The sequence below is a fragment of the Aliihoeflea sp. 40Bstr573 genome, from assembly GCF_024105655.1.
Lineage (GTDB): Bacteria > Pseudomonadota > Alphaproteobacteria > Rhizobiales > Rhizobiaceae > Aliihoeflea.
On the sequence record NZ_JAAAMH010000001.1, the window covers coordinates 498,249 to 517,939 of the forward strand.

Here is a 19,691-nt window from a genome sequence, read left to right on the forward strand (position 1 = left end):
CTTTGTGTCTTGCTCAGCGCCGCGCGCCGATCTGCACCACATTGTCGGGTGCCGGGGCCGAAGACCCCATGAACTTCTTGATCGAGCGTGCCGCCTGGCGGATGCGATGCTCGTTCTCGACCAGCGCGAGGCGCACATAATCGTCGCCATGTTCGCCGAAGCCTATGCCCGGCGCCACGGCGACGTCGGCCTTCTCGACGAGGAGCTTGGAAAACTCCAGCGAGCCGAGATGCTTGTACGCATCGGGGATCGGCGCCCAGGCGAACATGGTCGCAGCAGGCGCCGGGATCGTCCACCCGGCACGGCCGAACGCATCGACCATGACATCGCGGCGGCGGTGATAGACCCTGCGGACCTCGTCCACTTCGGCGCCGTCACCGTTGAGTGCAGCCGTCGCGGCAACCTGGATCGGTGTGAAGGCGCCGTAGTCCAGATAGGATTTGACGCGGGTCAGCGCCGAAATCAGGCGCTCGTTGCCGACCGCGAACCCCATGCGCCAGCCCGGCATGGAAAAGGTCTTGGACATCGAGGTGAATTCGACGGCAATGTCCATCGCGCCCGGCACCTGCAGGATCGAGGGCGGCGGTGCGCCGTCGAAATAGATCTCGGCATAGGCGAGATCGGAGAGAATGATGAGGTCGTTCTTGCGCGCGAAGGCGACGACCTCCTTGTAGAAGTCCAGCGAGGCGACATGCGCCGTCGGATTCGATGGGTAGTTCATGATCAGCGCGAGCGGCTTCGGAATCGAGTGCTTGATCGCGCGTTCGAGCGCCGGAATGAAACCGTTGTCCGGCTCGACCTGCATCGAGCGGATGACGCCACCCGACATGATGAAGCCGAAGGCATGGATCGGATAGGTCGGATTCGGGCACAGGATCACGTCGCCCGGAGCGGTGATCGCCTGCGCCATGTTGGCGAAGCCTTCCTTCGAACCGAGGGTGGCGACGATCTGCGTGTCGGCATTGAGCTTCACGCCGAAGCGGCGGGCATAGTAGTTCGCCTGCGCGCGGCGCAGGCCCGGAATGCCGCGTGAGGACGAATAGCGATGCGTGCGCGGATCGCGCACCACGTCGACGAGCTTGTCGACGATCGCCTTCGGTGTCGGCAGGTCGGGATTGCCCATCCCCAGGTCGATGATGTCGGCGCCCTTGGCTCGCGCGGTCGCCTTGAGGCGATTGACCTGTTCGAAGACGTAGGGCGGAAGACGGCGGACCTTGTGAAACTCTTCCATGGGGCAAACCCGGCGCGGCTAGAGGGAATGGAGGCGGCTATACACAGTTTCAAGGCGACGGTCGAGACGGACGACTGCCCTCAGTTGCCTTCGATGCGGCTGATCGCGCCCTGCGCATGGGAGCCGCCAATCTGGCGCAACTGTGCGGCCGAAGACGCCGGCGGCGTTGCCGCAGCAGGGGCGAGCCCGTCTCGGCGGGCGCGCAGTTCCTCTGCGGTCGCGACGCGCTCTTCAGGCGTGATCTGCGCCGAGGCCGGCTGCAGCGGCACGTTGAGATTGGGATAGGTGCCCGAACCGACCGATGCGGTCGATGCCGAAACGCCCTGGTCCACCTGCGGCGCGGCACATGCCGTCAGAGCAAGCGCGAGGGTGGCGAGCGCCGGCATCATGATCGACAAGGGCGCAATTCGACTTACCGGCATCTTCATTTCTTCCCGAATCCACAGTCACAGTGTTGGACCGTTTCCATCCCGCCATGCTAGTCTGTAAAGAAAATGCCGCCGGGAGGAAGCACAAAAATCATGGCCGGCCCAAAGACATCGCAAGACGCGCCCAAGACGCAAGCCGCGGGCATCGAAGACTACCTCGTCAAGAACCCCGAGGAATTCGCGGCCAACGTCTCGCACATGATGGAAGAAGCGGGAAAGGTGGCGGCCGCCTGGTCGGGCCCACGCGAGGCCGGCGAAGTGCGCGACACGGTCGCCGAGCCGATGGCCGACATGGTCAAGACCTTCTCCAGGCTCACCGAATACTGGCTGTCAGACCCCTCGCGGGCGCTGGAGGCGCAGACGCGACTCTACTCGGGCTACATGGAAGCCTGGACGCGTTCGATGGCGAAGCTTGCCGATCCGGACGCGCCGCTGCCCGCCGAAGCCCCTGACAAGCGCTTTCAGGACCCCGACTGGGGCCGCAACGCCTTTTTCGATTTTCTCAAGCAGACCTATCTCGTCACCTCGCGCTGGGCGAACGACCTGGTCGAGCATGCCGATGGGCTGGACGAACACACGCGCCACAAGGCGCAGTTCTACGTCAAGCAGATCAGCCATGCGATCTCTCCGTCGAACTTCATCCTGACCAACCCCGAGCTCTTCCGCGAGACTGTGTCGAGCAATGGTGCCAACCTCGTTCGCGGCCTGAAAATGCTGGCGGAAGACATACAAGCCGGCAAGGGCGACCTGAAGCTGCGCCAGTCCGACGCGTCGCGCTTCGAGATCGGCAAGAACATCGCAACGACGCCGGGCAAGGTGGTCGCACGGACCGAAGTCGCCGAGATCATTCAGTATGAGCCGACGACGAAGGAGGTGCTCAAGCGCCCTCTCCTCATCTGCCCTCCCTGGATCAACAAGTTCTATATTCTCGACCTGAACCCGGAAAAGTCCTTCATCCGATGGGCGGTGGAGAAGGGACATACCGTCTTCGTGATCTCCTGGGTCAATCCGGACGAGCGCCACGCGCGTGCCGGCTGGGAGGAATACATTCGCGACGGCATAAAGTTCGGCCTCGACACGGTCGAAAAAGCGACCGGCGAAAAGCAGGTCAACGCGATCGGTTATTGCGTCGGCGGCACGCTTCTGGCTGCCGCACTGGCGCTCTTTGCCAAGGAAGGCGAAAAGCGCATCGCGACGACCACCTTCTTTACCACACAGGTCGACTTCGCCCATGCCGGCGATCTCAAGGTGTTCGTGGACGAAGAGCAAATCTCGGCGCTGGAGCGCGCCATGGAAACGCGCGGCTATCTCGACGGCACCAAGATGGCGACCGCCTTCAACATGCTGCGCGCCGGCGACCTGATCTGGCCCTACGTCATCAACAACTACATGCGCGGCAAGGCGCCGATGCCGTTCGACCTTCTCTACTGGAATTCCGATTCCACGCGCATGAGCGCCGCCAACCACTCCTACTATCTGCGCAACTGCTATCTTGAGAACAATCTGGCGAGGGGCAAGATGAAGCTTGCCGGCAAGACGCTCTCGCTCAAGAACGTGAAGATACCGATCTACAATCTGGCGACCAAAGAGGACCACATCGCGCCGGCCAAGTCTGTCTTCGTGGGCAGTGGCTTGTTCGGCGGGCCGGTCGATTACGTGCTGGCTGGCTCGGGCCACATTGCCGGTGTCGTCAATCCTCCGGCGGCCGGCAAGTACCAGTTCTGGACAGGCGGCGCGCCGAAGGGCACGCTCGAGGACTGGATCGGCAAGGCGAACGAGACCTCCGGCTCCTGGTGGCCGCATTGGGATACGTGGATTCGAACGCAGGACAGCAAGACGGCAAAGGCCCGAAAGATCGGCAAGAATACCGAGGTTCTAGGTGACGCACCTGGGGATTACGTCAGGGTGAGGGTGTAGACAGAATCTGCGAATTCCCTAATACTCTGCGACGATCAGCGCACCGGGCAAGTTGTGAATCATGCGATTCGCCAGCTTGACACGACGTCGCCGGGGTACGGGTCAGGTGTTGTGCTCGACAGTCAATTCCGATAGGTCTCGGCTTGGCTGGATGCTTCGCAATCATGCTTTGCGACGCTGCTTCCAGCCCCGAACGAGACGCATCAAGGGGACGCGCATTGTCTGGAGAAGGTTCGCGCCGCAATAGCGCCGTTCATCGTGCTGTGCTCGCAGCCCTGACCGCGACCTTTCTGGCTTCCTGCTCAGCGACGTCTGATACCGACATGACGATGTTCGGATTCAATCCGCAGCATGGCGCGACCGGCGTTGCGATGCCGCAAGCGGTGCAGCCCCCGAATGAGACCACGGCCGCTGTTGCTGACGGCGAAGCCGTCGCTGCCGAAGGCGCTACGCCTGACGCGCCCAGTTACGTTTTCGACGAGACCGATCCTAGCCTTCCCGAGCAGGTCGCATCCGTTCCGACTATGACCAGCCGCGAGACCGCGACGAGCGCCGAACCGGCCGCCCCCGCGGTGGAGGGCGCAGCCCAGGTCGCCGACACCAGGCAAGCCGCCGCCCCTGCGGAGGCCGGCACTCAGGAGACGGCCACCGCGGAAGAGACTGCGACACCGGCAGAGCCGCAGGCCGCCGCCCAACAGGCCTCAGCCGAAGCGCCCGAGCCGCCGAAACGTGGTTTTCTCTCGGCCTTTTTCTCGCAGCAGCCCGCGCGCGCAGCGCCTTCGCCGATCGTGCCGCAACAGGCTCCGGCTGCGCAGGCTGCATCTGCCGAGCAGGCGGCCACTGCGTCCCATTCGGAGACTGTAGCCGGAACGGCGAAGCCCATCGTCGACCTCCAGGCAAATCGTGCTCCCATGTCGGCCTCTGCGGCACAGACGCGACCGGTCATGATCAGCACCGCCTCGATCAGCGACAATGCGCTGCCCGGCGTGCGGGACAATGCGAACCTGTTCGAAATCAGTCGCCGCAATGGCGTCGACGAAGACGTCAGCGACATCGATCTGAACGAGGATGGCGGCCTTTATCAGGTGGCCTATGCGCCCGGCCTTGCCCGCCTCGCGCCGAACGGTCTCCTGAAACAGCATGACGATGTCGACGTTTCCTGCCTGCGGCCCTCGCTGGTGCGCGTCCTGAAATCCATCGAAAGCCGATTTGGCCAGAAGGTCGTCATCACCTCCGGCTTCCGCAGCGCAGAGCGCAATCGGCGCGCGCGCGGCGCACGCAATTCGCTGCACATGGCCTGCGCGGCCGCCGACATCCAGGTCGCAGGCGTCAGCAAATGGACACTGGCCGAATATGTGCGTTCCATGCCCGGTCGCGGCGGGGTCGGCACCTATTGCCACACCGAGTCCGTACACGTCGATGTCGGCCCGGAGCGGGACTGGAACTGGCGCTGCCGTCGCCGGAACTGACCCCAGCCGCGACGACGTTGCGTAACGCCTGTTTCAGCGGAAAAAGTTGGAAAATTGAGCCCGGCCGGGTTGTGCGTTTCGGCGAAGCTGACTATAAACCGCCTCGTTGTACGCGCCCATCGTCTAGCGGTTAGGACGGCGCCCTTTCACGGCGCAAACAGGGGTTCGATTCCCCTTGGGCGTACCACACCCCTCTCCTCACTTGTGAAGCATCGGACGCCCGGGCAGCATCGATTCCAGATCGACGCCCTGATCCATAATCGCGCGTTCAGGCGCGGTGCCGAGGAGTTGCGCGGCGGCGAGCCGGGCGAGCGCCGGGGCAGTCTGGATGCCATAGCCGCCCTGCCCTGCCAGCCAGAAGAAGCTGCGTCTGGCATCGCCCCAGCCGACGACCGGGTTCTTGTCGGCTGCGAACGTGCGGAGGCCGGCCCATTTGTTCTCGATCCGGCGCACCTCGATCTCGAAAGCCGTCTCCACCCGATCAACCGCGATGGCGACATCGTATTCGTCAGGCTGCGCATCGCACGGCTCCGAAGGCGTTTCGTCGGCCGGGGAGATCAGCAGGCGCCCGGCGTCGGGCTTGGCGTAGAATTCCTCGTCGATGTCGATGACCATGGGCCAGTGATGCGCCGTCGTACCCTCCGGCAGCGCGATGATCGCCGCTGTTCGCCTTTTCGGCACAAGGCCGACCGGAGCGATGCCCGCCATCTCGGCGACCACGTCGGCCCATGCACCGGCTGCATTGACGATCGTGGCAGCCTGAAAGCGCTCCGATCCCGCTTCGATGGTCCAGCCGCCGCTGCCGTGTCGGATAGCGTCAATGCCCGCATTGGCGACAAAGGTGCCGCCCCGCGCGCGGAACTGGCGAAGATAGCCTTGATGAAGCGCATGGACGTCAATATCCTGCGCGAAATGTTCGAATATGGCCGCAGCGACATGCCCGGTTCGCAGCAGCGGAACGAGTGCGCGCGCCGCGGTCCCGTCGAGCCTTTCGACGCCTGCCGCGCCGACAAGCTCGCGCTGCAGCGCGTCGAGGCTTTCCATCTGGTCATCGCGCGCGATCATCAACGCGCCGCGCGGTGTCAGCAGCGGGCGGTCGAAACCCGGCGGCGGATTGTTGTAGAAGGGCTCTGACGCACGCGACAGCGCCCGGATGACGCTCGGGCCATAGGTGGTGGAAAACAGCGCAGCGGAGCGACCCGTCGTATGATAGCCAGGCTGGCTTTCGCGCTCGACGAGAAGGACGCGAGCCTTGTCGGCCAATTCCGCCGCCACGGACGCGCCGGCGATCCCCGCCCCAATGACGCAGATGTCGAAGTCGGGGTGTTCAGCCATGGCATGCTCCTTTTTGTTCGGCATAGCTGCGTCGGCCTGCAACGCTAGCGCCAGACGAGCGAAGTTGAGGCGCCAAGGGGTTGAATGCCGCCCCGCTTGATGCCAAGTCTGTCCTCATTCGAAATTCGACGACAAGCCTTCGGGAAAACGGCAATGGTCACCTATCTCGACGCGGAGACCGCACCTCTGCGCAACACCGGCCAGATCCGGCTCTATAATGAGGACGCCTTTGCGGGCATGCGAAACGCTTGCCAGCTCACAGCGCGTTGCCTCGACGAACTGGCGTCGATGGTCAAGCCGGGCGTGACCACCGAAACGATCGACCGTTTCGTCTTCGAGTTCGGCATGGATAACGGCGCGCTGCCGGCGACGCTCAACTATCGTGGCTACACGAAAGCGTCCTGCACTTCCATCAACCATGTCGTCTGCCACGGCATCCCCGATGCCAAGCCGCTGCGCGAAGGCGACATCGTCAACATCGACGTGACCTACATTCTCGATGGCTGGCACGGCGATTCGAGCCGCATGTATCCGGTTGGACAGATCAAGCGAGCGGCAGAGCGGCTACTCGAGGTCACGCATGAGTGCCTGATGCGCGGCATCGACGCAGTGAAGCCTGGAGCACGCACAGGCGCGATTGGGGCGGCGATCCAGTCCTTTGCCGAAGCTGAGCGCTGCTCGGTCGTGCGCGACTTCTGCGGCCATGGCGTTGGCCGGCTCTTCCACGATGCGCCGAACATCCTTCACTATGGCAATTCCAACGAGGGCGTGGAAATGCGTGAAGGTATGATCTTCACCATTGAGCCGATGATCAATCTAGGCCGCCCGCACGTGAAGGTGCTGTCCGATGGCTGGACCGCCGTGACGCGCGATCGCTCGCTCTCGGCGCAGTACGAGCATACGGTCGGCGTGACCAAGGACGGCTGCGAAATCTTCTCGCTGTCACCCGGCGGGCTTGATCGCCCCGGTTTGACCTAGGTAAGGCCTATGGGTGACGCGGACCGCGAGGACGAGCGCGGATTCTTCGCCGAACGGCCGCTTGCAGGCACCCTGGACGGCGCCGCGATCCCGCCCATGCCCGAAGCTGCCCGCAAAAAGGCCGACAAGCCGCATTATCACGGTCACCGCGACCGGCTGCGCGCGCGTTTTGAACAGGGCGGCGCCGCCGCCCTCGCCGATTACGAACTGCTCGAACTCCTGCTTTTCCGCTCCATCCCACGCGCCGACACCAAGGGAACGGCCAAGGCGCTGCTCGCGCGCTTCGGCTCCTTCGCCGAAGTGCTTGGCGCTGACGCGACCCTTCTTGCCGAGGTCAAGGGCGTCGGCGCTTCGACCGCGCTCGACCTCAAGCTCGTCGCGGCGGCGGGCGGGCTGATCGCCAAGGGCCAGGTCGGCCAGCGCGAAGTACTAGGCTCGTGGAACCAGGTCATCGACTATTGCCGCGCGGCGATGGCCTTCGAGACCCGCGAGCAGTTCCGGCTGCTCTTTCTCGACAAGAAGAACGTGTTGATTGCCGACGAGGTGCAGCAGACCGGGACGGTCGACCACACGCCGGTCTATCCGCGCGAGGTGGTAAAGCGGGCTCTCCAGCTCTCCGCGAGCGCGATCATACTCGTTCACAATCATCCGTCCGGCGATCCGACGCCCTCGCGCGCGGACATCGAGATGACCAAGACGATTGCCGATGCCGCGAAGCCGCTCGGCGTAACTGTGCACGATCACATAATCATCGGCCGCAACGGGCACACCAGCATGAAGAGCCTTCGGCTTTTCTGAGCGTGCGTGGAGCGGACACGAAAAAGGGCGCCTTTCGGCGCCCTTTCGTATTTTGCACTCGGTGCCAGCCGCTTATGCGGCTTCGCTCTCGCGGTTTGCTTCTTCAGCCTCGAGGCGAACGCGGTCGGCGGCGCCCTTGGCATCAACGTCGCGATCGACGAATTCGATGACGGCCATGGCGGCGTTGTCGCCGTGGCGGAAGCCGGCCTTCATGATGCGCAGATAGCCGCCATGACGGTCGGCATAGCGCGGGGCGATATCGTCGAAGAGACGCTTGGCCGCGGCTTCCGAACGGGTCGACGAGACGACCTGGCGACGAGCGTGCAGGTCGCCGCGCTTGCCGAGCGTGACAAGCTTCTCCACGATCGGACGAAGCTCCTTCGCCTTCGGCAAGGTCGTCACGATCTGTTCGTGCTCGATGAGGGACGCAGCCATGTTGGCGAACATGGCCTTGCGGTGGCTGGCGGTACGGTTCAGCTTACGGCCGGAATTTCCGTGGCGCATGAGCTTGCTCCTTCACATTTGATGCGAGGCATCAAGCCTCAATACTGATCTTCGTAGCGCTTGGCGAGATCGTCGATGTTCTCCGGCGGCCAATCGGCCACTTCCATGCCCAGATGGAGACCCATCGAGGCGAGAACTTCCTTGATCTCGTTCAACGACTTGCGTCCGAAATTCGGCGTGCGGAGCATCTCCGCCTCCGTCTTCTGGATCAGGTCGCCAATATAGACGATGTTGTCGTTCTTCAGGCAGTTCGCCGAGCGGACCGAAAGCTCCAGCTCGTCGACCTTCTTGAGCAGCGCCGGGTTGAACGCAAGTTCGGTGACCTGCTCCGAAGCGACTTCCTTCTGCGGCTCCTCGAAATTGACGAAGAGGCCGAGCTGATCCTGGAGGATGCGCGCGGCGAAAGCCACGGCGTCCTCGCCGGAAATCGAACCGTCCGTCTCGAGCTGCATGGTGAGCTTGTCATAGTCGAGAACCTGGCCCTCGCGGGTGTTCTCGACCTTGTACGACACCTTGCGGACCGGCGAGTAGAGGCTGTCGACGGGGATGAGCCCGATCGGCGCGTCTTCGGCGCGGTTGCGCTCGGCGGGCACGTAGCCCTTGCCCGCGTCGACCGTGAACTCCATGCGGATCTCCGCGCCCTCGTCGAGCGTGCAGATCACGTGGTCGGGGTTCAGGATCTCGACATCACCCACGGTCTGGATATCGCCGGCGACGACGACGCCCGGACCCTGCTTGCGCACGACCATGCGCTTGGGACCCTCGCCTTCCATGCGGATGGCGATTTCCTTGATGTTGAGAACGATGTCGGTCACGTCCTCGCGAACGCCAGCGATCGACGAGAATTCATGCAGCACGCCGTCGATCTGGACGGCCGTGACGGCCGCACCACGAAGCGACGACAGCAGCACGCGGCGAAGCGCGTTGCCGAGTGTCAGGCCGAAACCACGCTCCAGCGGCTCGGCGACGAGCGTGGTCATGGTGCGGCCCTTGGACTTGAACTCGACCTTGTTCGGCTTGATGAGTTCCTGCCAGTTTTTCTGGATCATTCCGGTTTCCTTCCGTTTCCCCGACACCATCCTATCGTGCCGGGCAATCTGGAAAACGCAGAGGAGCGCCGCGGACGGCGCTCATGCGATGATGACGAATTAGACGCGGCGCTTCTTGCGCGGGCGGCAGCCATTGTGCGGGATCGGCGTCACGTCGCGGATCGACGTGATCATGAAGCCCGCGGCCTGCAGCGCGCGAAGTGCCGATTCACGACCCGAGCCCGGTCCGCAGACCTCCACCTCGAGCGTGCGCATGCCATGTTCCTGCGCCTTCTTGGCGCAATCTTCGGCGGCAACCTGCGCGGCGAACGGCGTCGACTTGCGCGAGCCCTTGAAGCCCTGGGCACCAGCCGACGACCAGGCAATGGCATTGCCCTGTGCGTCAGTGATGGTGATCATGGTGTTGTTGAAGGTCGAGTTGACGTGCGCGATGCCCGTCGAGATGTTCTTGCGTTCGCGACGGCGGACGCGTGCGGCTTCCTTGGCCATGGTCTTCCTTTCGATGATCTCTTCGCCGCCGTAATGCCAGCGGCTCCACCTTGCGGCATTGGGTCATCGGCAATCGAATGTCCGATTGCCGAAGCCCGATTGCCGAAATTACTTCTTCTTGCCGGCGATTGCCTTGGCAGGCCCCTTGCGGGTGCGGGCATTGGTGTGCGTGCGCTGACCGCGAACCGGCAGCGACCGACGGTGACGCAGGCCGCGGTAGCAGCCAAGGTCCATCAGGCGCTTGATGTTCATGGAAACTTCGCGACGCAGGTCACCCTCGACCTTGTAGTCGCGGTCGATCGTCTCGCGAATCTGCAGCACTTCGGCGTCGGTCAGCTGGTTGACGCGACGGTCGAGCGGAATGCCGACCTTCTCGACGATCTCGGACGCGAACTTCGCGCCAATGCCGTGAATGTACTGCAGCGCGATGATCACGCGCTTGTTGGTCGGAATGTTGACGCCAGCTATACGGGCCATCTTCTTCTCCATCTGGTGCCGGCTTTGCCGACGTTTCTGTTATGCCCGCGTCCGGTGGAGGCCGGCCCATGCGGGTGTTTTCCTGCGCCATGAGGGGCGCCAGCACCAAAGCAGCGCGCCCCGTTCACGAATTGGGAGACGCGCCGCTATAGGGCAACTTGCCAGTCGGGTCAACCCCGTCCGCTCTCAGTTCGCCTTTGCGAGAATCTCCTCGATCTCGGCGGTGACGGTATCCATGTCCTGCATGCCGTCGATCGTCACAAGTTCGCCCGTCTCGCGGTAGTACGCCGACAGCGGTGCCGTCTTCTGGCGATATTCATCGAGGCGCTTGGCAAAGGATTCGGGATTGTCGTCGCCGCGGACCGACCCCCCGGCGGCGACGGTGTCGGCGACCCGCTTCTTCATGCGCTCGACAAGCGCCGCCTCATCGACCTTGAGCTCGATGACCGCATCGAGCTTCTGACCCTTCTGCGCCAGCATCTCCGTCAGCGCTTCGGCCTGCGCAACCGTGCGCGGAAAGCCGTCGAGGATGAAGCCCTTGCGGCAATCAGCCTCGTCGATCCGGTCGGAGACGATCTGGTTGACGATGGCGTCGGAAACGAGCTGGCCCGCATCCATGATCGCCTTCGCCCGCTTGCCAATCTCGGTGCCGTTGGCAACCGCGGCGCGCAGCATGTCCCCTGTGGAAAGCTGCGGTATGCCGTGACGCTCGACCAGTCGCTGCGCCTGTGTTCCCTTGCCCGCCCCGGGCGGTCCAAGCAGTATCAGTCTCATCGTCCCCTCTTGCCCCCCCGGAGCTTAGACTTCTTGATCAGCCCTTCATACTGATGGGCAATGAGGTGGCCCTGCATCTGAGCGACCGTGTCCAGCGTGACACTGACGACGATCAGCAGCGACGTTCCGCCGAGATAGAACGGGACGCCCGTCGCCGAGATCAGGAACTCTGGAACCAGGCAGACCACGATCAGGTAGATCGCGCCGACCAGCGTAATGCGAGTCAGCACATAGTCGATATATTCGGCCGTCCGCTCACCGGGACGATAGCCGGGAATGAAGCCGGAATGCTTCTTGAGCTGGTCGGCCGTGTCCTTCGGATTGAACACGATGGCCGTGTAAAAGAAGGCAAAGAACCCGATCAGGCCTGCATAGAGCAGCATGTAGAGCGGCTGGCCGTGGCCGAGCGCGGCCAGGATCGAATTCGCCCAGGCTGGCAGGTTGGTCGTATCGGAAAAGCCCGCCGCCGTTGCCGGCAGGAGCAGCAGCGAGGATGCGAAGATCGCAGGGATGACGCCGGCCGTGTTGAGCTTCAGCGGCAGATGCGAGGTATCGCCCTGGAACATGCGGTTGCCGACCTGTCGCTTCGGATACTGGATCAAAAGCCGCCGCTGCGCCCGCTCGAAGAAGACGATAACCGCGATAAGAACGACGGCGAGAGTCAGGATCAAGAGAATGAGGCCCGTCGACAGGGCGCCGGTACGGCCGAGCTCGAGCGTTCCCGAAATCGCCGAGGGAAGGCCGGCGACAATGCCGGCGAAGATGATCAGCGAAATGCCATTGCCGAGGCCACGCGCCGTGATCTGCTCGCCCAGCCACATCAGGAACATCGTGCCGCCCACGAGCGTGATGACGGCGGAAACCCGGAAAAACCAGCCCGGATCGGTCACGATATTCGCGCCGCCTTCAAGGCCGACGGCAATGCCGTAGGCCTGGACCGTCGCCAGGAGCACCGTGCCGTACCGCGTGTATTGGTTGATGACCTTGCGGCCCTGCTCGCCCTCTTTTTTTAGCTGCTCGAGCGTGGGCACGACGGCCGTCATGAGCTGCATGATGATGGAAGCGGAAATATAGGGCATGATGCCCAGCGCAAAGATGGCCATGCGCTCGACGGCACCGCCGGCGAACATATTGAACATGCCGAGCACGCCACCCGACTGCTGCTGGAATGCCTGCGCGAATGCGTCCGGATTGATGCCGGGCATCGGAATGTAGGTGCCGAGGCGGTAGACAAGGAGGGCGCCGAGCGTGAACCAGATACGCTTCTTGAGGTCTTCGGCCTTCGAGAAGGCCGCGAAATTCAGATTTGCGGCAAGTTGTTCTGCTGCAGATGCCATTAGTCTCTCCGAACGCAGGCGGATCAGCCGAGGAAAAGCCGGCGCGCGGAAAACCTGTCACGCACAGTCCGTCGGTTCAAGCCGTGGAAGGCACGACATAAGGCCACGCCCGACAATATGCAAGCGGCGGCTCGAAGGCCGCCGCTAGGGTATTTCAGTTGCGCGCCGGGATCACTCGGCCGCGGCCTTTTCCGGCACCTTGACGGAACCGCCGGCCTTCTCGACCTTTTCGATCGCCGACTTGGAAGCACCGGCGACATCGAAGGAAACCTTCGACCTGATCTCTCCCGAGCCCAGCAGGCGGACACCGTCCTTGGCGCGACGGATGAGGCGGGCCTCGACAAGCGCTTCGATCGTCACGGCCTTCTTGCCATCCAGGCGTCCCGAATCGATCGCCTCCTGAACCTTGCCCACCGAAATCTCGTTGAAGCTCTTGGTGAACGGGTTCTTGAAGCCGCGCTTCGGCAGGCGACGATAGATCGGCATCTGGCCGCCCTCGAAGCCGTTGATGGCGACGCCCGAGCGCGAGCTCTGGCCCTTCACGCCGCGGCCGGAGGTCTTGCCCTTGCCGGAGCCGATGCCGCGACCCACGCGCTTGCGCGAATGCGTTGCGCCGTCGACGTCACGAAGTTCGTTGAGTTTCATGTCTGTCGCTCCTGCTTACGCCTCGTCCACGACGCGGACGAGGTGCTGCACCTTGGCGATCATGCCGCGAACCGAAGGGGTATCCTCCAGGGTGCGGCGACGATGCATCTTGTTCAGTCCGAGACCGACGAGCGTTGCGCGCTGCGCGTCCGGACGGCGAATTGGGCTACCGATCTGCTCGACCGTCAGCGTCTTTGCCTTCTTGGCCATCTAACCAATCCTTCCCTGTGCCCGACTACTCTTCGGACGACACGGCAGCGCCGCGGCGCGCCTGAAGCGTCGAGTACTTGATGCCGCGCTGGGCTGCGACATCCTTCGGGTGAAGCTGGTGCTTCAGCGCATCGAACGTGGCGCGAACCATGTTGTAGGGGTTCGACGAACCCATCGACTTGGCGACGACGTCATGCATGCCGAGCGTCTCGAAGACGGCGCGCATCGGGCCACCGGCGATGATGCCCGTACCGGCCTTGGCGGTGCGCAGCAGAACCTTGCCGGCGCCGTGGCGACCATTGACGTCATGGTGCAGCGTACGGCCATCGCGCAGCGGCACGAAGATCATGTCGCGCTTGGCGCTCTCGGTGGCCTTGCGAATAGCCTCCGGCACTTCGCGCGCCTTGCCGTGACCGAAGCCGACGCGGCCCTTCTGATCGCCGACGACGACGAGAGCAGCGAAGCCGAAACGGCGACCACCCTTGACGACCTTGGCGACACGGTTGATGTGAACGAGCTTGTCGACGAAGCCGTCATCGCGCTCTTCGCGATCGCGTCCGCGACCACCTTCCCTACGATCCTGTGCCATATCCTATCCTTGTTCTTTTCCGGAAGCACGGGTTGCAAAAAGGGCGGGGCGGAAAACCGCCCCTGACCCGGTTAAAACTTCAGGCCGCCTTCGCGGGCTGCATCGGCAAGCGCCTTGACACGGCCGTGATAGATGTACGGTCCGCGATCGAACACGACATCCGTGACGCCGGCCTTGACGGCCCGCTCGGCGACGAGCTTACCGATGGCAGCAGCAGCGGCCGAATCGGCACCGGTCTTGAGCGAACCCTTGAGGTCCTTCTCCAGCGTCGAGGCCGAGGCGATCGTGTGACCCTTCGCGTCGTCGATGACCTGCACGTAGATGTGCTTGGACGAACGGTGGACGGAAAGACGCGGACGCTCGCCCGCAACCTTCTTGATCTGACGGCGAACGCGCGAAGCGCGCTTAAGAGTGGATTCCTTGGAAGCCATAATTTTCAATTCCTGCCTTGAAAAACGGGGCCGGCCCTGTGCGGTAAGCGAATGCTTCCCGCGACCGCACCCCGTGGCGTTTCAATGTTACTTCTTCTTGCCTTCCTTGCGAACGATGCGTTCGCCGGCATAGCGCACGCCCTTGCCCTTGTAGGGCTCCGGCGGACGGTACTCACGGATTTCGGCTGCTACCTGACCAACCTGCTGCTTGTCAATGCCGCTGACCACGATCTCGGTCGGCTTGGTGACCTGGATCGTGATGCCTTCCGGCGTCTGGTAGACGACGTCGTGGCTGAAACCGAGAGCGAGTTGCAGGTTCTTGCCCTGCATGGCGGCGCGGTAGCCGACGCCGGTGATCTCAAGCTTACGCTCGAAACCGTTCTTGACGCCGTTCAGAATGTTCTCGATCTGCGTGCGGGACATGCCCCACTTGGAACGAGCATCCTTGGACTCGTCGCGCGGAGAAACCTGGATCGCGCCGTCTTCGAGCTTGACCAGGACTTCGTCGTTGACGACGTATTTCAGTTCGCCCTTCGGGCCCTTGGCGCTGACGGTGCGGCCATCGACGGTCGCGGTCACGCCCTGCGGGACGGAGAGAGGCTTCTTGCCGATACGAGACATGTCGTTGTCCTCGTCTTCTTCTAATGTTTCGAGAGGCCGATCAGAAGATCTGGCAGAGAATCTCGCCGCCGACGTTCTCTTCGCGGGCCTGATGGTCCGCCATGACGCCCTTCGGCGTGGAGAGAATGGCAATGCCGAGACCGTTGGCGACCTGCGGGATCGACTTGACCGACACGTAGACGCGACGGCCCGGCTTCGACACGCGGGCGATCTCGCGGATCACCGGCTGGCCTTCATAGTACTTCAGCTCGATCTCGATCTCCGACTTGCCGTTGTCGTAGTCGACTTGGGCGTAGTCGCGAATGTAGCCTTCGGACTTCAGGACTTCGAGAACGCGGGCGCGAAGGCGCGAGGCGGGCGTGGAGACCTTGGTCTTCTTGCGGCCGTACGCGTTGCGGATGCGGGTCAGCATATCGCCGAGAGGATCACTCATGGACATGGAATATCCTCCTTACCAGCTTGACTTGACGAGGCCGGGGATGAGGCCGTTGTTGCCGAGCTCGCGCATGGCAATACGGCTCATCTTGAGCTTGCGATAGTATGCGCGCGGGCGGCCGGTGACTTCGCAGCGATTGCGCACGCGCGTCTTCGACGAGTTGCGCGGCAGGGCTGCGAGCTCGAGCTGCGCACGGAAGCGCTCATCCATCGGACGGTCCTGGTCCATGATGATCGCCTTCAGCTCGGCGCGCTTGTTAGCGTAACGCTTCACAAGCTTCGCGCGCTTCTGGTTCTTCTCGACTGAGCTGGTCTTTGCCATTTCAGATATGTCCTTTATTCGCTGCCGTTACTGGCGGAACGGGAAGTTCAAGGCCTTGAGCAGGGCTCGTGCCTCGTCATCCGACCGGGCAGTCGTACAAACGATGATGTCCATTCCCCAGATCTGATCGACCTTGTCGTAGTTGATCTCGGGGAACACGATGTGCTCCTTCACGCCCATGGCGAAGTTGCCACGGCCGTCGAAGCTCTTGGGGTTGAGGCCCCGAAAGTCGCGAACGCGCGGAAGCGCGATCGTCACCAGACGATCGATGAAGTCGTACATGCGCTCCTGGCGAAGGGTCACCTTCGCACCGATCGGCATGCCTTCGCGCACCTTGAAGCCGGCGATCGACGTGCGAGCACGCGTAACGACGGGCTTCTGGCCGGCGATCATCGCGAGATCTTCCGCGGCGACCGTAGGCTTCTTGGAATCGCCGGTCGCTTCACCGACGCCCATGTTGATGACCACCTTGTCGAGACGCGGGATCATCATCTCGTTGGCGTAGTTGAACTCTTCCTGGAGCGCCTTGCGGATCGTCTCGTTGTAGAGCTTCTTGAGCCGCGGCTCGTACTTGGCGTCAGCCATTGATCACTTCTCCGGAGCGCTTGGCGATGCGGACCTTCTTGCCGTCGCGGAAATCGAAGCCGACACGGGTCGGCTTGTTGTCCTTGGGGTCGGCGATCGCGATATTGGACAGATGGAGGGGGGCTTCCTTGCGGATGATGCCGCCTTCCTGCGACGCGGACTGCTTCTGGTGGCGCGCGATCATGTTGACGCCACGGACGACAGCCTTGTCTTCCTTCGGCATCACCTGCACGACTTCACCGGTACGGCCCTTGTCCTTGCCGGCCAGAACGACGACCTTGTCGCCCTTACGAATCTTCTGCATCTTTCCGGCCCCTTAAAGCACTTCCGGTGCGAGCGAAATGATCTTCATGTGGTTCTTCGCGCGCAGCTCGCGCGGAACGGGACCGAAGATACGAGTGCCCACCGGCTCTTTCTTGTTGTCGACGAGAACGGCTGCGTTCTTGTCGAAACGGATCACGCTGCCGTCCGGACGACGGATGTCCTTGGCTGTGCGAACCACGACCGCCTTCATCACGTCACCCTTCTTAACGCGGCCGCGCGGAATGGCTTCCTTCACGGAGACGACGATGATGTCGCCAACGGAGGCATACTTCCGCTTCGAGCCGCCCAGCACCTTGATGCACATGACACGACGTGCGCCGGAATTATCCGCCACGTCGAGGTTTGTTTGCATCTGAATCATGACTGGCCGCCTTCTTATTCGTAGGAGAGCGGCTCATATACGCCCTCTCCGGCTTTATCAAGTTTCGTTCTTACTCGGCCGAGGCCGACTGGGACGGATTTTCGATCACGACCCACTTCTTGTCCTTGGAGATCGGCGCCGACTCCTGGATGAAAACGAAATCGCCCACCTTGCAGGCGTTGTTCTCGTCATGCGCCTTGTACTTCTTGGTCTGGCGAACGGTCTTCTTCATCACCGGATGGGTGAAGCGACGCTCGATCTTGACCACGACCGTCTTGTCGTTCTTGTCCGAGACGACCGTGCCCTGCATGATGCGCTTTGGCATGTTCTTCGTCCTTAAGCCTTCTTGCCGGCCGACTTCTCGGCAGCGATCGTCTTGATGCGCGCGATGTCCCGACGGACTTCCTTCACGCGCGCGGTTCTCTCGATCTGGCCGGTCGCCTTCTGGAAGCGCAGGTTGAACTGCTCCTTCTTCAGCGCAGCCAGGTCGTCATTCAGCTCATCGAGCGTCTTCGCCCGAACATCAGCGGCCTTCATGATCAGCCCTTTCCTACTCTGCGATGCGCTGTACGAAGCGCGTGCGAACCGAAAGCTTGGCAGCGCCGAGACGGAGCGCCTCGCGGGCGATCTCTTCGGACACGCCGTCGATCTCGAACATGACACGACCCGGCTTGACGCGGGCCGCCCAGTAATCGACAGAGCCCTTGCCCTTGCCCATGCGGACTTCGGTCGGCTTCGACGTCACCGGCAGATCCGGGAACACGCGGATCCAGACCCGGCCCTGACGCTTCATCTGACGCGTGATGGCACGGCGAGCGGCTTCGATCTCACGGGCGGTGACCCGGTTCGGCTCAAGCGCCTTCAGACCGAACCCGCCGAAATTGAGGTCCGTTCCGCCCTTCGCGGTGCCGTGGATGCGGCCCTTGAACTGCTTGCGGAACTTCGTGCGCTTTGGCTGCAGCATTCTAATTCTCCAAAATAGCTATGCCATTCAGGCGTGTTCGCGACGACGGCCCGAGCCGCCCTGCGCATCGCCTTCAATGGCGCGACGTTCCGAAGCCATCGGATCGTGCTCGAGGATTTCGCCCTTGAACACCCAGACCTTCACACCGCAGATGCCGTATGCAGTCTGTGCCTCGGCCGTGCCGTAATCGACATCGGCGCGCAGTGTGTGCAGCGGAACGCGACCTTCGCGGTACCATTCCATGCGCGCGATCTCCGCGCCGCCGAGACGGCCCGAGCAGTTGATGCGGATGCCCTCGGCGCCAAGACGCATCGCCGACTGAACGGCACGCTTCATGGCGCGGCGGAAGGCCACACGGCGCTCGAGCTGCTGCGCGATCGACTGGGCAATCAGCGTGGCGTCGACTTCCGGCTTGCGAACCTCGACGATGTTGAGGTGCGTCTCCGACTTGGTCATCTCGGTCAGCTTCTTGCGAAGCTTCTCGATGTCCGCGCCCTTCTTGCCGATGATGAGTCCCGGACGGGCCGCATGGATCGTCACGCGGCACTTCTTGTGCGGACGTTCGATCACGACCTTGGAGACTGCAGCCTGCTTCAGCTCCTTCTCAAGGTAGGAGCGGATCTTCAGGTCCTCGTGGAGGAGCTTGCCGTACTCGCCGGTGTTCGCGTACCAACGCGAATCCCAGGTGCGGTTGATGCCGAGGCGCAGACCGATCGGATTGATTTTCTGGCCCATCAGGCGGCCTCCACTTTCTCTTCAACTTCGCGAACGACGATCGTCAGATGCGAGAATGGCTTCTCGATACGAGATGCGCGGCCGCGGCCACGAGCGTGGAAGCGCTTCATGACAATGGACTTGCCGACATAGGCCTCGGCAACCACCAGCGCATCGACGTCGAGGTCGTGATTGTTCTCAGCGTTCGCAATCGCGGATTCGAGCGTCTTCCTGACAGTCTCGGCGATGCGCTTGCGCGAGAATTCGAGTTCGTTCAGCGCAGTGCCCACCTTCTTGCCGCGGATCATGGCAGCAACGAGATTGAGCTTCTGCGGGCTGACACGAATGGTGCGCAGAACGGCGCGTGCCTCGTTGTCAGCAAGCCTGCGCGGAGCCTTGGCCTTGCCCATCGTTACTTCCTCTTTGCCTTCTTGTCCGCGCCATGGCCGTAATAGGTACGGGTCGGGGCGAACTCACCGAATTTGTGGCCGACCATTTCCTCGTTCACGGAGACGGGAATATGCTTCTGGCCGTTGTATACGCCAAAGGTGAGGCCGACGAACTGCGGCAGGATGGTGGAGCGGCGGCTCCACATCTTGATCACCTCGTTGCGGCCGCCGTCGCGAACCTTATCCGCCTTCTTGAGCAGATAACCGTCGACGAACGGGCCTTTCCAAACTGAACGGGTCACGTTGACACCCTTT

The 19,691-nt window shown here is 62.6% G+C and carries 29 protein-coding genes and 1 tRNA gene; 5 read left to right on the plus strand and 25 right to left on the minus strand.

The annotated features are described in order from the left end of the window. Nucleotides 1-13 precede the first annotated feature (13 nt). Both GTK01_RS02390 and GTK01_RS02395 read right to left on the minus strand, forming a co-directional pair. Nucleotides 14-1,231 carry an LL-diaminopimelate aminotransferase gene (locus GTK01_RS02390; RefSeq protein WP_252924241.1) on the minus strand — a complete coding sequence of 406 codons (1,218 nt, stop codon included), beginning with the start codon at nt 1,229-1,231 and terminating at the stop codon, nt 14-16. An 80-nt stretch (nt 1,232-1,311) separates the two neighbouring features. Further along, nucleotides 1,312-1,653: a hypothetical protein gene (locus GTK01_RS02395; RefSeq protein WP_252924242.1), complete on the minus strand. Its 342-nt coding sequence runs from the start codon at nt 1,651-1,653 to the stop codon at nt 1,312-1,314. A gap of 99 nt (nt 1,654-1,752) precedes the next feature. Between GTK01_RS02395 and GTK01_RS02400 the strand changes: the two genes are divergently transcribed. The 3 genes from GTK01_RS02400 (at nt 1,753) to GTK01_RS02410 (ending at nt 5,232) form a co-directional block, all read left to right on the plus strand. Then, on the plus strand, nt 1,753-3,576 hold the full coding sequence (locus GTK01_RS02400; protein ID WP_252924243.1) for an alpha/beta hydrolase: 1,824 nt from the start codon (nt 1,753-1,755) through the stop codon (nt 3,574-3,576). A 323-nt stretch (nt 3,577-3,899) separates the two neighbouring features. Then, complete coding sequence (locus tag GTK01_RS02405; protein ID WP_252924244.1) at nt 3,900-5,045, plus strand: D-Ala-D-Ala carboxypeptidase family metallohydrolase; 1,146 nt, start codon at nt 3,900-3,902, stop codon at nt 5,043-5,045. Nucleotides 5,046-5,157: 112 nt separating this feature from the next. Beyond that, nucleotides 5,158-5,232: transfer RNA gene (locus GTK01_RS02410), tRNA-Glu, on the plus strand. An 11-nt stretch (nt 5,233-5,243) separates the two neighbouring features. On the opposite strand, the gene GTK01_RS02415 is transcribed toward GTK01_RS02410, so the two are convergent. Beyond that, on the minus strand, nt 5,244-6,380 hold the full coding sequence (locus GTK01_RS02415) for an FAD-binding oxidoreductase (protein ID WP_252924245.1): 1,137 nt from the start codon (nt 6,378-6,380) through the stop codon (nt 5,244-5,246). Between the two features lie 153 nt (nt 6,381-6,533). On the opposite strand from GTK01_RS02415, the gene map reads away from it, so the two are divergent. Both map and radC read left to right on the plus strand, forming a co-directional pair. After that, a complete protein-coding gene (map, locus tag GTK01_RS02420; protein ID WP_252924246.1) occupies nt 6,534-7,358 on the plus strand; it encodes a type I methionyl aminopeptidase in 825 nt (274 codons plus the stop codon). Between the two features lie 9 nt (nt 7,359-7,367). Beyond that, the gene (gene radC / locus GTK01_RS02425) at nt 7,368-8,156 is read left to right on the plus strand and encodes a DNA repair protein RadC (protein WP_371924246.1); all 789 of its coding nucleotides are present in this window, start codon (nt 7,368-7,370) and stop codon (nt 8,154-8,156) included. Nucleotides 8,157-8,228: 72 nt separating this feature from the next. On the opposite strand, the gene rplQ is transcribed toward radC, so the two are convergent. The 22 genes from rplQ to rpsS all read right to left on the minus strand — a co-directional run bounded on the left by rplQ (nt 8,229) and on the right by rpsS (nt 19,678). Continuing rightward, nucleotides 8,229-8,660: a 50S ribosomal protein L17 gene (rplQ, locus tag GTK01_RS02430; RefSeq protein ID WP_252924247.1), complete on the minus strand. Its 432-nt coding sequence runs from the start codon at nt 8,658-8,660 to the stop codon at nt 8,229-8,231. A gap of 38 nt (nt 8,661-8,698) precedes the next feature. Then, the gene (locus GTK01_RS02435; protein WP_024585447.1) at nt 8,699-9,709 is read right to left on the minus strand and encodes a DNA-directed RNA polymerase subunit alpha; all 1,011 of its coding nucleotides are present in this window, start codon (nt 9,707-9,709) and stop codon (nt 8,699-8,701) included. A 99-nt stretch (nt 9,710-9,808) separates the two neighbouring features. Continuing rightward, nucleotides 9,809-10,198: a 30S ribosomal protein S11 gene (gene rpsK, locus GTK01_RS02440; RefSeq protein WP_252924248.1), complete on the minus strand. Its 390-nt coding sequence runs from the start codon at nt 10,196-10,198 to the stop codon at nt 9,809-9,811. A gap of 108 nt (nt 10,199-10,306) precedes the next feature. Then, nucleotides 10,307-10,675, minus strand: coding sequence for a 30S ribosomal protein S13 (gene rpsM, locus GTK01_RS02445; protein ID WP_252924249.1), 369 nt, complete (start codon nt 10,673-10,675; stop codon nt 10,307-10,309). A gap of 186 nt (nt 10,676-10,861) precedes the next feature. Then, nucleotides 10,862-11,449, minus strand: coding sequence for an adenylate kinase (locus tag GTK01_RS02450; RefSeq protein ID WP_252924250.1), 588 nt, complete (start codon nt 11,447-11,449; stop codon nt 10,862-10,864). Continuing rightward, nucleotides 11,446-12,786, minus strand: coding sequence for a preprotein translocase subunit SecY (gene secY, locus GTK01_RS02455; protein WP_252924251.1), 1,341 nt, complete (start codon nt 12,784-12,786; stop codon nt 11,446-11,448). The genes GTK01_RS02450 and secY overlap by 4 nt, the downstream gene beginning before the upstream one ends. A gap of 171 nt (nt 12,787-12,957) precedes the next feature. Next, on the minus strand, nt 12,958-13,431 hold the full coding sequence (rplO, locus tag GTK01_RS02460; protein WP_252924252.1) for a 50S ribosomal protein L15: 474 nt from the start codon (nt 13,429-13,431) through the stop codon (nt 12,958-12,960). Nucleotides 13,432-13,446: 15 nt separating this feature from the next. Then, nucleotides 13,447-13,641, minus strand: a complete 195-nt coding sequence (gene rpmD / locus GTK01_RS02465) for a 50S ribosomal protein L30 (RefSeq protein ID WP_024585441.1) — start codon at nt 13,639-13,641, stop codon at nt 13,447-13,449. A 25-nt stretch (nt 13,642-13,666) separates the two neighbouring features. Further along, nucleotides 13,667-14,230, minus strand: coding sequence for a 30S ribosomal protein S5 (rpsE, locus tag GTK01_RS02470; protein WP_024585440.1), 564 nt, complete (start codon nt 14,228-14,230; stop codon nt 13,667-13,669). A gap of 71 nt (nt 14,231-14,301) precedes the next feature. Further along, on the minus strand, nt 14,302-14,661 hold the full coding sequence (gene rplR, locus GTK01_RS02475; RefSeq protein WP_252924253.1) for a 50S ribosomal protein L18: 360 nt from the start codon (nt 14,659-14,661) through the stop codon (nt 14,302-14,304). Between the two features lie 87 nt (nt 14,662-14,748). Continuing rightward, on the minus strand, nt 14,749-15,282 hold the full coding sequence (gene rplF, locus GTK01_RS02480; protein ID WP_252924254.1) for a 50S ribosomal protein L6: 534 nt from the start codon (nt 15,280-15,282) through the stop codon (nt 14,749-14,751). A gap of 40 nt (nt 15,283-15,322) precedes the next feature. Continuing rightward, nucleotides 15,323-15,721 carry a 30S ribosomal protein S8 gene (gene rpsH, locus GTK01_RS02485; RefSeq protein ID WP_252924255.1) on the minus strand — a complete coding sequence of 133 codons (399 nt, stop codon included), beginning with the start codon at nt 15,719-15,721 and terminating at the stop codon, nt 15,323-15,325. Nucleotides 15,722-15,733: 12 nt separating this feature from the next. After that, on the minus strand, nt 15,734-16,039 hold the full coding sequence (gene rpsN, locus GTK01_RS02490; RefSeq protein ID WP_252924256.1) for a 30S ribosomal protein S14: 306 nt from the start codon (nt 16,037-16,039) through the stop codon (nt 15,734-15,736). Between the two features lie 27 nt (nt 16,040-16,066). After that, nucleotides 16,067-16,624 (minus strand): 50S ribosomal protein L5, encoded by a 558-nt coding sequence (gene rplE, locus GTK01_RS02495; protein ID WP_252924257.1) that lies wholly within the window; start codon nt 16,622-16,624, stop codon nt 16,067-16,069. Beyond that, a complete protein-coding gene (rplX, locus tag GTK01_RS02500) occupies nt 16,617-16,928 on the minus strand; it encodes a 50S ribosomal protein L24 (protein WP_024585434.1) in 312 nt (103 codons plus the stop codon). The genes rplE and rplX overlap by 8 nt, the downstream gene beginning before the upstream one ends. A gap of 12 nt (nt 16,929-16,940) precedes the next feature. Further along, on the minus strand, nt 16,941-17,309 hold the full coding sequence (gene rplN / locus GTK01_RS02505; protein WP_024585433.1) for a 50S ribosomal protein L14: 369 nt from the start codon (nt 17,307-17,309) through the stop codon (nt 16,941-16,943). 70 nt (nt 17,310-17,379) lie between these two features. Further along, nucleotides 17,380-17,634, minus strand: coding sequence for a 30S ribosomal protein S17 (gene rpsQ, locus GTK01_RS02510; protein ID WP_252924258.1), 255 nt, complete (start codon nt 17,632-17,634; stop codon nt 17,380-17,382). 11 nt (nt 17,635-17,645) lie between these two features. Then, the gene (rpmC, locus tag GTK01_RS02515; protein WP_252924259.1) at nt 17,646-17,846 is read right to left on the minus strand and encodes a 50S ribosomal protein L29; all 201 of its coding nucleotides are present in this window, start codon (nt 17,844-17,846) and stop codon (nt 17,646-17,648) included. Nucleotides 17,847-17,859: 13 nt separating this feature from the next. Beyond that, complete coding sequence (gene rplP, locus GTK01_RS02520; RefSeq protein ID WP_024585430.1) at nt 17,860-18,273, minus strand: 50S ribosomal protein L16; 414 nt, start codon at nt 18,271-18,273, stop codon at nt 17,860-17,862. 27 nt (nt 18,274-18,300) lie between these two features. Then, nucleotides 18,301-19,008 (minus strand): 30S ribosomal protein S3, encoded by a 708-nt coding sequence (rpsC, locus tag GTK01_RS02525; protein WP_252924260.1) that lies wholly within the window; start codon nt 19,006-19,008, stop codon nt 18,301-18,303. After that, complete coding sequence (gene rplV / locus GTK01_RS02530) at nt 19,008-19,397, minus strand: 50S ribosomal protein L22 (protein ID WP_252924261.1); 390 nt, start codon at nt 19,395-19,397, stop codon at nt 19,008-19,010. Before rplV ends, rpsC begins: the two co-directional genes overlap by 1 nt. A 2-nt stretch (nt 19,398-19,399) precedes the next feature. After that, entirely contained in the window at nt 19,400-19,678 is a 279-nt protein-coding gene (rpsS, locus tag GTK01_RS02535) for a 30S ribosomal protein S19 (protein WP_024585427.1), read from the minus strand. Nucleotides 19,679-19,691 lie beyond the last annotated feature (13 nt).

Coding starts and splice junctions, on each gene's coding strand:
- GTK01_RS02390 (WP_252924241.1), bottom strand. CDS start 1,231: ATGGAAGAGTTTCACAAGGTCCGCCGTCTTCCGCCCTACGTCTTCGAA.
- GTK01_RS02395 (WP_252924242.1), bottom strand. CDS start 1,653: ATGCCGGTAAGTCGAATTGCGCCCTTGTCGATCATGATGCCGGCGCTC.
- GTK01_RS02400 (WP_252924243.1), top strand. CDS start 1,753: ATGGCCGGCCCAAAGACATCGCAAGACGCGCCCAAGACGCAAGCCGCG.
- GTK01_RS02405 (WP_252924244.1), top strand. CDS start 3,900: ATGACGATGTTCGGATTCAATCCGCAGCATGGCGCGACCGGCGTTGCG.
- GTK01_RS02415 (WP_252924245.1), bottom strand. CDS start 6,380: ATGGCTGAACACCCCGACTTCGACATCTGCGTCATTGGGGCGGGGATC.
- map (WP_252924246.1), top strand. CDS start 6,534: ATGGTCACCTATCTCGACGCGGAGACCGCACCTCTGCGCAACACCGGC.
- radC (WP_371924246.1), top strand. CDS start 7,368: ATGGGTGACGCGGACCGCGAGGACGAGCGCGGATTCTTCGCCGAACGG.
- rplQ (WP_252924247.1), bottom strand. CDS start 8,660: ATGCGCCACGGAAATTCCGGCCGTAAGCTGAACCGTACCGCCAGCCAC.
- GTK01_RS02435 (WP_024585447.1), bottom strand. CDS start 9,709: ATGATCCAGAAAAACTGGCAGGAACTCATCAAGCCGAACAAGGTCGAG.
- rpsK (WP_252924248.1), bottom strand. CDS start 10,198: ATGGCCAAGGAAGCCGCACGCGTCCGCCGTCGCGAACGCAAGAACATC.
- rpsM (WP_252924249.1), bottom strand. CDS start 10,675: ATGGCCCGTATAGCTGGCGTCAACATTCCGACCAACAAGCGCGTGATC.
- GTK01_RS02450 (WP_252924250.1), bottom strand. CDS start 11,449: ATGAGACTGATACTGCTTGGACCGCCCGGGGCGGGCAAGGGAACACAG.
- secY (WP_252924251.1), bottom strand. CDS start 12,786: ATGGCATCTGCAGCAGAACAACTTGCCGCAAATCTGAATTTCGCGGCC.
- rplO (WP_252924252.1), bottom strand. CDS start 13,431: ATGAAACTCAACGAACTTCGTGACGTCGACGGCGCAACGCATTCGCGC.
- rpmD (WP_024585441.1), bottom strand. CDS start 13,641: ATGGCCAAGAAGGCAAAGACGCTGACGGTCGAGCAGATCGGTAGCCCA.
- rpsE (WP_024585440.1), bottom strand. CDS start 14,230: ATGGCACAGGATCGTAGGGAAGGTGGTCGCGGACGCGATCGCGAAGAG.
- rplR (WP_252924253.1), bottom strand. CDS start 14,661: ATGGCTTCCAAGGAATCCACTCTTAAGCGCGCTTCGCGCGTTCGCCGT.
- rplF (WP_252924254.1), bottom strand. CDS start 15,282: ATGTCTCGTATCGGCAAGAAGCCTCTCTCCGTCCCGCAGGGCGTGACC.
- rpsH (WP_252924255.1), bottom strand. CDS start 15,721: ATGTCCATGAGTGATCCTCTCGGCGATATGCTGACCCGCATCCGCAAC.
- rpsN (WP_252924256.1), bottom strand. CDS start 16,039: ATGGCAAAGACCAGCTCAGTCGAGAAGAACCAGAAGCGCGCGAAGCTT.
- rplE (WP_252924257.1), bottom strand. CDS start 16,624: ATGGCTGACGCCAAGTACGAGCCGCGGCTCAAGAAGCTCTACAACGAG.
- rplX (WP_024585434.1), bottom strand. CDS start 16,928: ATGCAGAAGATTCGTAAGGGCGACAAGGTCGTCGTTCTGGCCGGCAAG.
- rplN (WP_024585433.1), bottom strand. CDS start 17,309: ATGATTCAGATGCAAACAAACCTCGACGTGGCGGATAATTCCGGCGCA.
- rpsQ (WP_252924258.1), bottom strand. CDS start 17,634: ATGCCAAAGCGCATCATGCAGGGCACGGTCGTCTCGGACAAGAACGAC.
- rpmC (WP_252924259.1), bottom strand. CDS start 17,846: ATGAAGGCCGCTGATGTTCGGGCGAAGACGCTCGATGAGCTGAATGAC.
- rplP (WP_024585430.1), bottom strand. CDS start 18,273: ATGCTGCAGCCAAAGCGCACGAAGTTCCGCAAGCAGTTCAAGGGCCGC.
- rpsC (WP_252924260.1), bottom strand. CDS start 19,008: ATGGGCCAGAAAATCAATCCGATCGGTCTGCGCCTCGGCATCAACCGC.
- rplV (WP_252924261.1), bottom strand. CDS start 19,397: ATGGGCAAGGCCAAGGCTCCGCGCAGGCTTGCTGACAACGAGGCACGC.